Genomic DNA, 13,903 nt, shown 5'->3' with positions numbered 1-13,903 from the left:
TAGCCCAGTCATCCAAGACTGGCTAGCCCTTGTAACATTATTCGGCACCGCTTACTCCTCTCTGTTCCCGTTTGTTTAATCCTTTCTGCCTGGTTACTTCACGTCTCCAGTGTCCGAGGCTGTCTATGTCTGCTCATTCTCCTACCCATTGGCTTCAGGAGGCGGAACTGCTGCGCGTTGAGCCAGAACCGCCTAAAGATACGCGCGCGGGCAACGTCTCCGCGTTCCTAGACATGCTGGCCTATGCCGAAGGTACACCGCGTTTCGGTTATGAGGACGGCTACGATGTGATTGTGGGCGGAAAGACGTTCGATAGTTACGACGATCACCCACGTCAGCTTGTATGGCTGCCTGCTTACAGGATTAAGTCTAGCGCTGCTGGGCGGTACCAGTTTTTGACGCGCACTTGGGACGATTTAGCCGAGCGTTTCAATCTCCCTGACTTCACTCCATCAAGCCAAGACATGGGTGCGGTGCATCTCATTCGACAATGTAAAGCGCTTTCATTGATCCATGACGGCCGTATCCGTGACGCCATCCACGCTTGCCGCAAGATTTGGGCGAGCCTTCCCGGCGCTGGCTATGGCCAGCGGGAACTGGCAACTGATGAGCTGCTGAGCGTTTATAAAGCGGCTGGCGGCATTTCCATCGACTAACTGACGAGGCCCGCCCGAGAGGTGCGCCATGAATTCAAGACGAAAAGAGAAACGCGCCATGCCAAATCGTGACCCTAACAACTGGCACTGGCTGCTCGAGTACATGCCAATCGCACTGGTTTCTATCGTGACGTTTGCTATGGCATTTGTGCGTGGAGTTCATGAAGGCGGCAGCTTCAAACGCTCTCTGCTAGGCGCGGTGATGTGCACGCTGCTGGCTACGCCGCTGTTCCCTGTGTTCCTGTGGGTCGCCGAGTCACAAGGCTGGCCGCCCATGATTGCGTTCCCGCCGTGCGTGTTCTTGGCATTCCTGGGCACTGACTGGATGCGGGAGAAGGCCGACGGCCTCTACGAGATCTTTCTCGGCTTTCTTCGGAAGCTGCTCAAATGATCGGCACGCTCAAGAGTCGGGCGATGGGGTGGGCGCTGGGAGGCTTAGCCCTGGTGAGTGCTTATCTCTACTGGCAGCACGTCACTACCCAGCGGGAAGCCTACCAAGCCGAAGCCGAGCGCCAGCGCGAGAGGGCCGAGATTTTACGCCGACATCAACAGTTCCAGCGCCAGCAGATCGAAACCTTAAACGATGCGCTAGCCGAGCGTGACCGAGCGCTAACCATCATTGCTGACGACATACGCGCAAGCACGGCGGCGCTTCAATCACTGGGAGAGACAGATGCTGAAGCGCGTGAATGGCTGGATAGCGATCTGCCTACTGGCATTGCTGACTGGGTGCGCGAGCTCTAGCAGCCCAGCGCCGGTGATGGCGTGCGACTGCCCAACGGTGCCCGCGCACCTAACGAGTGAGCTGCCAGCGCCAAAGCGTTTGCTGTCTAGTCAGCGTGGCTTGCTGTTGTTGCTCGCTGAGTATGAGGCGCTGAGGCGCCGGTTCAATGCAGACCGGGCGGCGGTGGTTGAGATCGTTGGAAAAAATCAAAGTGCCGACTAGCGCACCAAGTTAGTGCAAAAAATGTCGGGTCCTCCTGGGCGGCTGCATGCTGACTACGGGGGAACACAACCGCAGAATTCGGCTATTTATGAGATTTTTCTAAGGGGAGGTTGTTGTTTCGATGTCGAGCAAAAGACACCAATCTCCTGAGCCGTGTTGGCTAAACAAAAGCCAGATGGCGTCGAGTCTTGGAATTAGCGTTCAAGCCTTTGATAAATGGGGCGTTAAGCCGGTTGCAAGAATCGGCCGGAGCGTCTATTTCGATTGCCGTTCGGTGCTGGATTTGAAGCTGGCTGAGCTAGAGGCAAAGCAACAATCATCGCAACCTGGCGACGGTAATATTGATTTTGATCCATTGCTGGAACATAAGCGCGAGCAGGAAGAGTACCTGCTGACAAAAGAGCGCCGGATCGGACAGCAGCAAAAGAACGAACTGGCCGCCCGGAAGGTGGTGCCCAGTGAGTTTGCAATTTTTACCCTATCCAAAATCGCGGCAGAGATCGCCGCTATTCTCGACACGCTGCCACTGACCATGAAGCGCAAGCACCCCGATTTAGAGACACGCCACCTAGATACTCTGATGCGGGAGCTCGCGCGCGCCCGTAACCAAGCCAGCGGACTCGATAATATGTTGCCGGAGCTGCTGGATGACTACTTCGACAGTATCGACACAGCAGCTTAGAGAATGGAAGCGCTCGATACATCAAGGCCTGCTGGCGCTCTACAGGCCGGAACCACTTACTGCAGTGGAATGGGCTGACCAAAATTTCTACCTATCGTCTGAGTCGAGCTATCACGAAGGCCGCTGGACAACGCTGCCCTTTCAGATCGGCATCCTCAATGCTATGGGTAACGACGAGATCCGCACTGTTAACGTGGTGAAGTCGGCGCGCCTTGGCTACACCAAGATGCTCTTGGCGGCAGCCGGTTACCTGCTGGAGCATAAAAAGCGAAATATTCTGACGTTTAGCCCTACCGATACTGACGCTGAATCCTTCATGAAAACGCACCTAGAAACCATGGTGCGTGATGTGCCAGTGGTGCTGGAGCTAGCCCCGTGGCATGGGATTAAGCACCGAGATAACACCCTGAGCGCCAAGCGGTTTGCCAACGGCAAGCAAGTGTTCGTGCACGGCGGTAAAGCCGCGCGTAACTACCGTGAAAAATCGGTAGACGTGGTGATTTATGACGAGCTCGCCGCCTTTGATGAAGACATTGAGAAAGAGGGTTCGCCCACCACTTTGGGTGACAAACGCCTGGAAGGCTCTACCTTCCCGAAGTCGATTCGTGGTTCAACGCCCAAGGTGCGCGGCCAGTGCCAAATTGAAGCGGCTGCTGAAGAGTCGCCGCATAAGCTCAACTTTCATGTGCCGTGCCCTCATTGTGGAGAAGAACAAATTCTCAAGTGGGGCGGCCCAGAAGCTGGCTTTGGAATCAAGTGGGATGAAGGCAAGCCGGAAACCGCTTTCTACCTCTGCGAGCATAACGGCTGCGTGATCAAGCAGCATGAGCTTCAGGACGAAAGCCGAGAGAACAGCATTAAAGATGGCGTTTGGGTTTGCTCTGAAACGGGGATATGGACCCGCGATGGCATCGACTGGTTTAGCGCACTACATGAACCAATCCCAACGCCGGATAGCATTACGTTCTACCTCTGGACAGTGCTAAGCCCTTTTACCACCTGGGAGCGTATTGTGCGCGACTTCCTCAAGGCCAAAGGGTCACCCTCCAAGCTAAAAACGTTCGTCAACACCACGCTAGGCGAAACCTGGGAGGATGAGTTAGGCGAAAAGCTGGAATGGGAAGCCATCTATGGAAGGCGGGAAGTTTACCCGCAAGTTCCCGACAAGGTGGTGGCGCTAACCGGTGGTATTGATACCCAAGATGACCGCTATGAAGGTCGTGTGTGGGGGTGGGGCAAAGACGAAGAGTGCTGGCTGATAGACCGCTGGATCATCTACGGCGATCCAGCAGGCCCCGAACTTAAGCGCAAAGTGGCTCACAAGTTGCACCAAGGTTACCAGCGCACAGATGGCAACTGGATGCCTGTTATGCGTTGGTGCTGGGACTCAGGCGGCCACTACACAGATGAAGTGTACGCCATGAGTAAGCAGCAAGGGGCGTACTGGGTGATTCCCATCAAGGGGGCCAATAAGTATGGCAAGCCGATTGCCAACATGCCGCGCAAGAAGACCGCTAAGGGCGTTTTCCTCACTGAAGTGGGCACCGACAACGCCAAAGAAACCATCTACAACCGCCTAAAGTTGCAGCCCCAACCCGGCATGGCAGTACCCGGCTGCGTGCACCTGCCGTCTAACGACATCATTTGTGACGAAGATGAGATCAAGCAACTAACCGCTGAAATCAAAGTAGCCAAAATCGAAAAGGGCCGTCGCGTTTACCGCTGGGATGCAGGTGGCCGCCGTAACGAAGCGCTTGACTGTTTCGTATATGCACTGGCCGCGCTACGCATCAGCCAGCAGCGCTTTGGCCTAGATCTCAACGACCCCGCCACGCTGGCGCCACGCCCCAAGCGCAAACGATCCCGCGTTGCCACTAAGAGCAGCTTATGACAACTGAAACCTATGCCGAGCGCCTCACCAAGGTGCGTACTGCTATCGACAAGATCCTGAGTGGCTCACAGTCATGGCGCTTTGGGGATCGCTCCTACACCCGGGCAGACCTACCCACGCTGTACAAGATGGAAGAGCGTTTCGAGCGGCTAGCCGCCAAAGAGAGAACCGCTACCGTCTCAGGTGGCCGTAACCGCATTCGCTACATTGGGTTTTAATCATGAAGCTATTTGGCCGCTTAAAAGGCAATTCCGCCGAGCAAAAGCGCGAAGAGGTGATGCGCCAAGAGTTTGAACGCTTGGCGAGCGCGCAAGGCCGCACGCGGGCCAATAGCGGCAGCGAAACCCGCCATCGTGGCGCAAGCCGCATGATTCGCTCCATGCTCAGCTGGCTGCCCGGGTTAGGCAGCCCCCGCCAAGATACGCCGACAGGCGAGCGGGAAATGCTTATTAGCCGCACGCGCGATGCCTACCGAAACCACATGCTGGCGCGTGCTGCTGTCACCCGAGCAGCCACTAACGTTGTGGGAATGGGGCTAACCGTTCGCCCGAACGTCGACGGTACGGCGCTAGGGCTGAATGACGACGCCACGGATAAGCTGAACGATGAGTTAGCGCGCGGCTTTCGGTTGTGGGCAGAAGATCCTAATGAGTGCGACGTAGAAGCCGGGCTAGATTTTTACATGCTCCAACGGTTGGCGTTTATCAGTGCGCTAGTCAGCGGTGACGTGTTCGCCATGACGCCAGACGACCAGCGCCCAGGCTGCCTGTTTGGTACCAAGCTGCAGCTAATTGAAGCTGAACGCGTGGGCAACCCGCTGACGGATACGCCCACGGAAAGTGACGGTATTCGTGTTGATAGGCTCGGCAAGCCCACGCATGTGCGCGTTTGTAGCGGCTACCCCAGCGACTACACCACGCCTCAAGAGTGGGACTGGTATCCCATCTTCGGGGCACAAACCGGCCGCCGTCGCATCCTGCATCTAATGAATGAGAAAGGCCGCCCTGGGCAAGTGCGCGGCGTGCCTTTTCTGGCACCTATTTTAGAGGCGCTGCAAAAGCTGGAGCGTTTCTCGCAGGCGGAGCTTACCGCTGCCGTGATCAGCGCCATGTTTACCGTGGCTATCAAGCACACCGCGACCGACGACCCTGATATGTCGCCCGGTGGACCCATGTGGAGTGACGATAGCGACGACCCCAATAAGCCAGAGCGGCCCGTGGTCACCAGTTCAGGCGAGCAGCCCAGTGAAGGCGACAGCCTCACGCTAGGAGAGGGCGCCGTGTGGGATCTGGAGGAGGGCGCCGAGCCGGTCACGATTAACCCCAACCGACCCAACGCGCAATTTGACCCGTTCTTTGTCGCCATCGTCAAAGAGATGGGCGCGGCGCTAGAAATGCCTGCTGAAGTGCTGCTGATGCATTTTAGCACCAGTTACACCGCTGCCCGCGCTGCCTTTAATCAGCTCTGGAAGTTCATTAAGCAGCGCCGTCACCACCTCACTGTTCAGTTCTGCCAACCCGCCTATGAACTGGTGATTGATGAGCTGGTAGCGCGCGGCACCGTCAATTTGCCTGGGTACCGCGACCCCGCAAAGCGCCGTGCTTACACCAGAGCGTTATGGATCGGGGAGCCGCTCGGCTCGCTGAATGAGCAGGTAGATGCCAGAGCCGCCACCGAGCGCATCGCTAACGGCACCAGTAATGAGCACATCGAGACCATGGCGCTTCATGGCGAGGACTGGGAAGACGTACACCGTGACCGCGCCCGAGAGATCCAACGCAAACGTGCAGAGGGCGTGCCCATCTACGTGGGCGGCAAAGTCCACGAAGAAGAAACCGCCAGCACCGCTGACGAATAGACCAGGAGAGACAACATGACCCTGCCGCGTACCGCGTTTGAGCTGGCGGCCAATCACACCTGGCTGATCACTGCCGAAGCGCTGGATACCGTAATGACAGTAGCAGCGCGCGAGGGTGATTTGCAGGCGCTAGAAGCCAAGCTTGGCCGCCCGCTTGATAACACGCGCAATGTAACCATCCGCGATGGCGTTGCTGTTATTCCAGTGACAGGGCCTATTTTTCGCCACGCCAACCTGATGACGGAAATAAGCGGCGCCACGTCAACGGGCAGTCTCGCCACTGACATTCAGGCCGCGCTAGACAATTCGGCGGTTAGTGCGCTGGTGCTGGATATTGATAGCCCGGGTGGCGAAGCCACCGGCATTAATGAGCTGTCGGAAATGATCTTCAGCGCCCGAGGCAAAAAGCCCATCAAGGCGTATGTAGGTGGTATGGGCGCAAGCGCTGCGTATTGGATTGCCAGCGCCGCTGATCAAGTGGTTGTCGATGACACCGCCCAGCTAGGCAGTGTTGGCGTTGTGCTTAACCTGCGTAAGCGCGAAGACAAATCAGGCGAGAAAACCTACGAGATCGTCTCCAGCAACGCGCCCAATAAGCGACCAGACCTGGATACTGAATCTGGCCGTGCCCAACTTCAAAACCGCACCGACGAACTGGCAAACGTTTTCCTCGACAAGGTTGCCCGCAACCGCGGCATCCCTCGCGAAGAAGTGAACGACCGTTTCCGCCAGGGCGGCATCGCCACTGGTGCACTCGCCGTGGAGGCCGGAATGGCCGACCGCCTCGGCTCACTAGAGGGCCTGATTGCCGAACTGGCAGGCTCGTCAACTTCATCTTTCAGCACACAAAGGAGCGTCAAGATGACGACCGTTAAAACCACGGCAGAACTACAGGCCGCCATTGAGGCGGGTACCGATCCTAAAACCATTCAGATTGCCGAGCCGGAAGCGGTCGATACCGACAAAATCCGAGCGGAAGCGGCCGAAGCTGAGCGCGCTCGATGTAAAGGCATTATGGACCTCGCTTCGGCAGGCTTCGAGAAAGAAGTAGCCACCGCTATTGATGAAGGCGCAAGCGTTGAGGCCACCGGTCTAGCGCTCTTCAAGGCCGCTCAGGATCGCGGCATTAACCTACAGACCCTACAGGCAGATGGCCAAGGCGCGCCCACCGCTACACCGCCTAAAGATGACACCGAAGCCTCAGAGCGTGCCCAAGGCGTGAATGCCATCACTGCACGCTGGAAAAACGGTTAACTCGCACCACTCACGCCACTCTGCGCCACCCTGATACGCCACTCTTTACGAGGTTTTCGTCATGTCTGGAATGACCACTACACCACACCCCGAAGCTGCTGCGCTGCTCGCGGGCGATTTTCCACGCCGTTTTATGACCATCACCGTTGCGTCTGGCCAAGTTCAGCCCGCTGGCGCAGTGATGGGGGAAGTCACTGATGATAAGAAATACATTCTCTCGGCTTCCGCCGCGACCGATGGCAGCCAAACGCCCAGCGTCATCCTCTGGGAAGCCGTCAACGCCACCGACGGCGATGTGGAGGCCGAAGCACTGATCTGTGGCGACGTGCGCGGCGAAAAACTCACGTTAGGCACTGGTCACACTATTACGTCGGTGCGTAAAGCGCTGCGCTCGCTCTCTCTTTTCGTTCGCTAATACCGCCGCCAGGGGCTAAGCCCTAAACCGCTGGTAATCACTTTCAGGAGAACCCCCATGCCCATGGATCTGTTTGAACCACGCACGATGCTGGAGGCGGTCGAGCAGATGAAGCGCGCACGCCGCTTCCTCGGCACCACCTTCTTTGGCGCTAACCCGGTGAATTTCGTCACCAAGTATGTCGACATCGACATCATGAAAGGGCAACGCAAGATGGCGCCGTTTGTTCGCCCTAATCGCCCCGGCCAAGTCGTGGACCGCACAGGTAGCGTGATGCGCAGCTATACGCCGCCCTACGTTAAGCCAAAGCTAGAAACTAATGCAGGCCTGCTGTTGAACCATCGCCAGCCAGGGGAGCACATCTACTCTGGTCGCACGCCGCTTCAGCGCGCGGGCGAACAGCTTGCGCGTGATATGGAGGATCTGGACGACCAGATCAATCGCCGTGAAGAGTGGATGGCCGCCCAAGCGCTCACCAGCGGGCAAGTACACGTTGTGGGCGATGGCGTTGACGACATCATCGATTACCAGATGGCTTCGACGCACCAAGTCACAGAGGCAGTGCTTTGGTCAGAAACCACCGCAGACCCGATTGCTGATCTGCGCAAGTACAAGCGCCGCATCGCTAAGGACAGCGGCCGCACTGCAAATGCAGTGGTAATGAGCGCCGAAGCGGCCGACGCCTTCCTGGATAACGAATCGGTTATCAAGAAGCTGAACACGCGCCGCATCGATCTCGGCATGATTCGCCCAGAAGAGTTGCCGGACGGCGTGACTTACCTGGGTTATCTCAACGACCCCGGCCTGGATCTCTACTCCTACGAAGAGTGGTACCTAGACCCGGCGGGCGATGAAAAGCCGATGATTCCCGCCGGTGGGCTGGTCATGGGCCCCACCACCAGCCGTTGCGGCATGCTGTACGGCGCAATTCAAGACATGGAAGCCATCGAAGGCGGCATGTTCGATGTAGCCCGCTACCCGAAAAGCTGGATTGAGAAAGACCCCAGCGTGCGCTGGCTGATGATGCAAGCCGCACCGCTGCCCGGCTTCCATGAGCCGGACGCTTTCGTTTACGCCAAGGTGGCGTAAACCAGCGCTAACTGACAATCCCCGCCAATAGCGCGGGGCTTGGTCTTAAGGTAGACGGGAGTATTTGTTATGTCTCAGCAATTTGTAGTGGTGCGTGGCCAAATCGAGGAAGGAAAAAAGGTGCTTGCCAAGCAGGGCTCACCCTTCACGCCTCGCAATAAGGAAGAGCAAGAGCGCCTGCTGGCCTCTGGCGTGATTGCTCCGGTGATCGAGGCAGAGGAAGAGCTGTTTGATGATGACGGCGACGACGATCAAGGCAGCGATGATGACCAAAGTGGCGATGATGAACAGCAGCAAACGTTCGCTCAGCCGGATGGCGATGCCTCGCCAGCCAAGCCCGCGCCCACCAAGCGGCCAAGAAAGTAATGAGCGCGTTTGATGAGGAAGTGATGGGCGATATGCCTGACATTTTCGCAGACGCAGGTGTCGCAGTTGACTACCAGGGGGCAGGGTTTGCAGCGAATGGTGTGCAGGCGATCAAAGATGATAGCCATGAGGTGTACGACCAAGACCAAGTGGCCATGCGCGTGACAACGATCAGCGTCCAGTGTGCCGACGTTCCCAGCTCCAAACAAGGTGACCAGATTGTGATGCCATCACGAACCTGGACAGTTCAACAGACCCTTGAAGATGACGGACACGTAAGGCGCCTCTGGGTCTCATAACGAGGGAGGGCAGTATGCCGGAACTCGAATTTGACGTTCGCGACATTAATAAGTTGAAGCAACAGTTTGACCCGCGTGACGTAGAAAAAGCACTCAGGTGGGCAGTAAATGCCACCAGCCGCAAGGCGACCACTCGCATTAGCAAAGAAACCCGCAAGCGTTACACCGTGAGTGCGGGCGATATTCGCAAGCGCATGAGCATTGAGCGCTACCGTGACGATGTTTCCCGCGCGGTGCTGTACACCGGCCGGCGGTTACCGCTGGCGCAATTCAAACCGCGTGAAAAATGGGTGAGCGTTTCCAGCGGCCGGAAGCTGAAAAGCGGACCAAGGAAAGGGCGAGTGGCTCGACGTCGGGGCGTGACGGTGCAGGTGCGTAAAGGCAAAAGCCGCAAGTTGGTGCAAGGCGGATGGGTGGCAAAAGGCCAGCTCTGGCGTCGTGAGAAACGCACCGACAACAAGAGCGATCCGCAGCGCCTGTTTGGCCCGTCTATCCCCGAAATGGTCGATAACCCCCAAGTGATTGCAGAGGCTCAGAAGCTGGTTCGTGAAGACTTGCCAGAGCAGTTCAATGGGCGTCTCGATTACATCCTCAATAAGAAGGCAGGGCTGGTATGACGGACCCCGACATCATTGCAGCGCTGATTCAACGCATCACGGACGAATGCCCAGGGCTGGCGCTGGTAGATGAAGCCTGGTTCGCCGAACCGCTGGACAACTTCAACACCCAAACGCCCGCCGTGCTGGTGTATCTCGCCAAGGATGACGCCAAGGCCGATTCCGATACGTTGCGCCCGGTGCAGCCATTGCGCGTTACATATGGCCTCTGGCTGGTGTGCAAGCGCGACCAGTTCCGCCCGCAGCGTCAGGCCCTGCGTGAAGCGCTCATGGGGGCAATGTTCAATGAAGAGCACAACCCCATGCAGTACAGGGGCGGCGAAACCAACGACATTCGCGGCGAGCTGATCTGGTGGCGAGAGTTCTGGACGATCGACACCTGGCTGCGCTAACCACCCCAACCCCCACCACCCGCCTTGAGCGGGTTTTTTATTCCTGGAGGAAACCCCATGGCCCGACAAGGCGGCAGTTACGTCATGCGTAACGGCAAAGCAGAGCTGGTTCATCGGACAAAACCCGGCGCGGCTGCCGAGAAATCAGCGGCAGCACCGGCATCTGAGTCTACCCAAGCCCCGGCTACGCCGGAGAAACCCCAGAAAACCGGCAAAGTGAAGGAGGCCGACAATGGCTAAGAAATGGCGGAAACGCTACGTCGTTGCGAAGATTGAAGATGCTTACGGGGGCGACGTAACCGACATGACCGGCGCTACCATTCTTGAGGTAGTGATGCTCGATGGGGGCAACCCCTACGCGGGGAACACCGTTAGTCGTGAACGCATGCGTGATGGATACGGCGCGTTCGAGCAGGTCAATACTGGCCCTTATGTGGAGCGTCAGGTGCGTGTTCCTCTGGCGGGCAGCGGGACGGCCGGAACGCCACCTGATTATGGCATGCTGTTGCGCGCCTGTGGAATGTCTGAAGTGACGAACCCAACGTCAGTAGTCTATCAACCCGCGTCTGACTCTGAAGACTCTGTGATTCTCTGGTGGGTGGAAGACGGCCAGACCCAGCGCATCAGGGGGACGCGCGGCACGCTTTCTATTTCTACAGATGCAGGCTCACTGCCCTACATTCAGTTCAACCTTACCGGCCTTTACGAAAAAACTGCAGCGGGCGCTGACGCATCGTTAGCGACTCAAGCAGTGCAGGCAAAAGAACTGCCAGTTAACAAGCAGAACACGGTGGCTAATATCGACGGTCACGCTGCCTGCATGTCCTCGCTCTCACTGGATCTTGGTAACCAGGTAGGCCACCGCAACCTGATCAACTGTGAATCGGTGCCTATTACTGACCGTCAGGTAACTGGGTCTACCAACATTGAGGCCCCAGACATCGCTACAGTGGACTACTTCAAGAAAGTGGAGAGCCACAACGGCGTTACCTTGGTGCCTATCGCCCTGACTCATAAAGATGCGGCGGGTGCAGACATCACGATAGGCACTCAGCGAGGGCAGCTAACTAGCATCTCGCCAACCGATAACGAAGGCTTTATGCACTACGATCTCGGTATAAGTTTTGTGCCGTCAGAGAATGGTAGTGACGACGACTTTACACTCACTTTCGAGCAAGTCGACTAACTCCCCAGTAGCACGCCTGCATCAACACCCAGAGCAGGCGCTCTGTTTTCCACCTGAAAATTTAGTAGCACCCACATAGGAATTAACACCATGTTCGTACTCGCTAAAACTCCGACCGTTACTGTTGATGTACCCGTTCAAGTGCCAGGTGCCGACAAGCCCAGCACCATTAAAGCCACCTGGAAGCTTCATGCGTGGGACAACTACCGCGAAATCATGGAACAGCAGCAGAAGGGCGATAAAGGCGATGAAGATCTGCTGGGCGATTTGGTCAAGCTGGACGGCATCAAAGATGAAGGCGGCAATCTGGTCGAACACACCAAAGAGCTGGTCGAGCAACTGATGCAGATCACCTACGTTCGCCGCCCGCTGATTCTCTCATGGTTCGCTGCGCAAGAAGGTCGCACGCAGGCCGCCGCAAAAAACTAACCGGCGCGGGCCGGTTCTGGGCAGGTGACCGGGTAGAAGATGCCCGGGCTGCGGATGCGGCAGTGCTCGGCATTGCCGCCCCCGTAGATGACACGCCGACCACCTACGCCATCTGGTACGAGCACTGGCCCGCGCTCGAACTGTTTCTGGCGCTACGCACCCAATGGCGCATCATCGCGGGCATGGCTGGGGCCCAACACCTGGGGCTGGATTACACCGCCCTCTATGGCCACCCCAAATATGCACGGCTGGATTATGACGAGCAGGAGAAATTGCTGGCGCAGATTCAGCACATCGAATCTGGTGCGGTAGCCGCGTTGAACGAGCAAAACAATCACGCTAACCAAGAGGATGAAGAGCGCAAGCAGGTAACGCAGTACATCGAGCAGTGTACGGAGCAGGCCTACCAGTTAGAGCACCAACAGCGCATTAATGCGCAAGAGCTAATGAACGTGGTGGATCTACCGCATAGCTTCGGTGATGGGGCGTTTGTGGCATAATTTTTTTTGACGAGGAAATATATTTCATCCACTATGCTGTTTCTGTTCTCTATCTGTATCGATATGTCTAAGCAGCCTAAAACCGTAGCTCAGAAACTAAATGAAGCATTTGATTACTCAGTGCGCCTAGAGGCGCGCAGGGCAAGTCTGAGTGATTTTGAGATACTTCGTCTTAAAAGGCTTTTGACAGGCTTTGAGGGTAACGCTCTGTTATCTAGTGTTGCAGATATGCTTGTGGCTGAAATTGAAAGGGATTTTGAAAAGTTCGATAGCGCTCTATCAGTGTTTTTATCGAACAATCCTAGCTTCGACTTGATGTGCAGTATTGCGTCAACCTCACAATTTGCGTTTCATCCGCGAGCGGCTTCTGATCTTATGCGTAATTGCTTTGAAATTGCGCCTGATGATCTAGAATTTCATTATGGCTTTACCCGTGTAGCCTGGTTCTCAGGCAATTTGCAGCTTTGCGCCGAAATGATTGAGAGGCGCCTCAAGCTAGGAGGTCTTCTCATGCCATTGGATACGGTGGCTAGAAAAGCATCATCGGTGCTAGAAAACTTTCAGGTGCCTGCTTCTCTCTTTGAGCAAATGGTGCATGAGGTGCACAGCAAGATACGCTACAGCGTATCCCACAAAAGGGACGTTAGCATTGAGCTTAATCTTGATGTTGAAGAGCATGAAGATGGCTCAAACAACATAGTGCTAGAAATTTTTTCTGATCAAGATGAAGATAGCCTCGATCTACTTGATGAGGAAATGTCCGGATTGATCTCAGACGTCGAGAAATGGGGCTACGATCTACCTAGAATCATGTCAATTCTTGTTAGAGACGCCATTCCTGACTTGGCAGATGAGGGAGGCGAGCTTGCCTGATCGTCTAATCGAAATTGCAGATCACATCGAGAGCGCACATTTAGCTTCAACCGATATTGAACAACATCGAATTCGCAGCGCCATTAATAGAGCCTACTACGCTGCCTTTTTAACTGCGCGCGGCGTATGTGAAGAGAAAGGGTTCGAAGGAAGTGGTAGCTCACATGAGAAGATCGTTGATGCTCTTATTCGTCAGCCTGGGCTGGTTCCCCTGGGCAATAAGCTGAAAGATATTAAGACGCTGAGGCATGCCGCGGATTATAAATGGGGGCGCAATATGTCGCATAGAGATATGAAAAAAGTGATCAGACATAGTCGAGAGCTCATTTCTTCGTTGCAAGCAATCTAACCCCGCCACCGCGGGGTTTTTTGTGCCTGCTGCACCGCATGCGGTGCATTTATACTTAGGAAATTAATTTAGCAATAGTCACCGAGAGCCCCTTTAAGGGG

Annotated in this window: 20 protein-coding genes; all 20 read left to right on the top strand. The window is 56.0% G+C overall.

Going from position 1 to position 13,903, the window contains the following annotated elements; translation table 11 throughout:
• The first annotated feature begins 125 nt into the window (after positions 1-125).
• The 20 genes from HVE01_RS08285 to HVE01_RS08185 all read left to right on the top strand — a co-directional run bounded on the left by HVE01_RS08285 (position 126) and on the right by HVE01_RS08185 (position 13,802).
• Positions 126-656, top strand: coding sequence for a glycoside hydrolase family 24 protein (locus tag HVE01_RS08285; RefSeq protein WP_146943481.1), 531 nt, complete (start codon positions 126-128; stop codon positions 654-656).
• 28 nt (positions 657-684) lie between these two features.
• Positions 685-1,047 (top strand): phage holin family protein, encoded by a 363-nt coding sequence (locus tag HVE01_RS08280; RefSeq protein WP_146943479.1) that lies wholly within the window; start codon positions 685-687, stop codon positions 1,045-1,047.
• Positions 1,044-1,400, top strand: a complete 357-nt coding sequence (locus tag HVE01_RS08275) for a hypothetical protein (protein ID WP_146943477.1) — start codon at positions 1,044-1,046, stop codon at positions 1,398-1,400. The genes HVE01_RS08280 and HVE01_RS08275 overlap by 4 nt, the downstream gene beginning before the upstream one ends.
• Positions 1,401-1,777: 377 nt before the next feature.
• Positions 1,778-2,284, top strand: a complete 507-nt coding sequence (locus HVE01_RS08265; RefSeq protein ID WP_146943473.1) for a terminase small subunit — start codon at positions 1,778-1,780, stop codon at positions 2,282-2,284.
• The gene (locus HVE01_RS08260) at positions 2,250-4,175 is read left to right on the top strand and encodes a phage terminase large subunit family protein (RefSeq protein ID WP_146943471.1); all 1,926 of its coding nucleotides are present in this window, start codon (positions 2,250-2,252) and stop codon (positions 4,173-4,175) included. The genes HVE01_RS08265 and HVE01_RS08260 overlap by 35 nt, the downstream gene beginning before the upstream one ends.
• Positions 4,172-4,393, top strand: a complete 222-nt coding sequence (locus HVE01_RS08255) for a hypothetical protein (protein WP_146943469.1) — start codon at positions 4,172-4,174, stop codon at positions 4,391-4,393. The genes HVE01_RS08260 and HVE01_RS08255 overlap by 4 nt, the downstream gene beginning before the upstream one ends.
• Before the next feature lie 2 nt (positions 4,394-4,395).
• Positions 4,396-6,033 (top strand): phage portal protein, encoded by a 1,638-nt coding sequence (locus HVE01_RS08250; protein WP_244973804.1) that lies wholly within the window; start codon positions 4,396-4,398, stop codon positions 6,031-6,033.
• A gap of 15 nt (positions 6,034-6,048) precedes the next feature.
• On the top strand, positions 6,049-7,287 hold the full coding sequence (locus HVE01_RS08245) for a S49 family peptidase (protein ID WP_244973803.1): 1,239 nt from the start codon (positions 6,049-6,051) through the stop codon (positions 7,285-7,287).
• Between the two features lie 61 nt (positions 7,288-7,348).
• The gene (locus HVE01_RS08240) at positions 7,349-7,702 is read left to right on the top strand and encodes a head decoration protein (RefSeq protein ID WP_146943467.1); all 354 of its coding nucleotides are present in this window, start codon (positions 7,349-7,351) and stop codon (positions 7,700-7,702) included.
• Positions 7,703-7,759: 57 nt separating this feature from the next.
• The gene (locus tag HVE01_RS08235; RefSeq protein ID WP_198350356.1) at positions 7,760-8,791 is read left to right on the top strand and encodes a major capsid protein; all 1,032 of its coding nucleotides are present in this window, start codon (positions 7,760-7,762) and stop codon (positions 8,789-8,791) included.
• A gap of 69 nt (positions 8,792-8,860) precedes the next feature.
• Positions 8,861-9,157, top strand: a complete 297-nt coding sequence (locus HVE01_RS08230) for a hypothetical protein (protein ID WP_146943465.1) — start codon at positions 8,861-8,863, stop codon at positions 9,155-9,157.
• Positions 9,157-9,456, top strand: coding sequence for a head-tail joining protein (locus tag HVE01_RS08225; protein WP_146943463.1), 300 nt, complete (start codon positions 9,157-9,159; stop codon positions 9,454-9,456). Before HVE01_RS08230 ends, HVE01_RS08225 begins: the two co-directional genes overlap by 1 nt.
• A 14-nt stretch (positions 9,457-9,470) precedes the next feature.
• Positions 9,471-10,073 (top strand): phage tail protein, encoded by a 603-nt coding sequence (locus HVE01_RS08220; RefSeq protein ID WP_146943461.1) that lies wholly within the window; start codon positions 9,471-9,473, stop codon positions 10,071-10,073.
• A complete protein-coding gene (locus HVE01_RS08215; protein ID WP_244973802.1) occupies positions 10,070-10,465 on the top strand; it encodes a phage tail terminator protein in 396 nt (131 codons plus the stop codon). The genes HVE01_RS08220 and HVE01_RS08215 overlap by 4 nt, the downstream gene beginning before the upstream one ends.
• A gap of 57 nt (positions 10,466-10,522) precedes the next feature.
• On the top strand, positions 10,523-10,705 hold the full coding sequence (locus tag HVE01_RS08210; RefSeq protein ID WP_146943457.1) for a hypothetical protein: 183 nt from the start codon (positions 10,523-10,525) through the stop codon (positions 10,703-10,705).
• On the top strand, positions 10,698-11,651 hold the full coding sequence (locus tag HVE01_RS08205) for a phage tail tube protein (protein ID WP_146943455.1): 954 nt from the start codon (positions 10,698-10,700) through the stop codon (positions 11,649-11,651). The genes HVE01_RS08210 and HVE01_RS08205 overlap by 8 nt, the downstream gene beginning before the upstream one ends.
• Before the next feature lie 90 nt (positions 11,652-11,741).
• Positions 11,742-12,080 (top strand): hypothetical protein, encoded by a 339-nt coding sequence (locus HVE01_RS08200; RefSeq protein WP_146943453.1) that lies wholly within the window; start codon positions 11,742-11,744, stop codon positions 12,078-12,080.
• Positions 12,032-12,580: a DUF1799 domain-containing protein gene (locus HVE01_RS08195; protein WP_146943451.1), complete on the top strand. Its 549-nt coding sequence runs from the start codon at positions 12,032-12,034 to the stop codon at positions 12,578-12,580. Before HVE01_RS08200 ends, HVE01_RS08195 begins: the two co-directional genes overlap by 49 nt.
• A 63-nt stretch (positions 12,581-12,643) precedes the next feature.
• The gene (locus HVE01_RS08190) at positions 12,644-13,453 is read left to right on the top strand and encodes a hypothetical protein (RefSeq protein ID WP_146943449.1); all 810 of its coding nucleotides are present in this window, start codon (positions 12,644-12,646) and stop codon (positions 13,451-13,453) included.
• Positions 13,446-13,802, top strand: a complete 357-nt coding sequence (locus HVE01_RS08185) for a HEPN domain-containing protein (RefSeq protein ID WP_186808819.1) — start codon at positions 13,446-13,448, stop codon at positions 13,800-13,802. The genes HVE01_RS08190 and HVE01_RS08185 overlap by 8 nt, the downstream gene beginning before the upstream one ends.
• Positions 13,803-13,903: the final 101 nt, after the last annotated feature.

This window comes from Vreelandella venusta (assembly GCF_007989605.1).
Classification (GTDB): domain Bacteria; phylum Pseudomonadota; class Gammaproteobacteria; order Pseudomonadales; family Halomonadaceae; genus Vreelandella; species Vreelandella venusta.
This window is presented reverse-complemented; position numbering and strand designations above follow the sequence as displayed.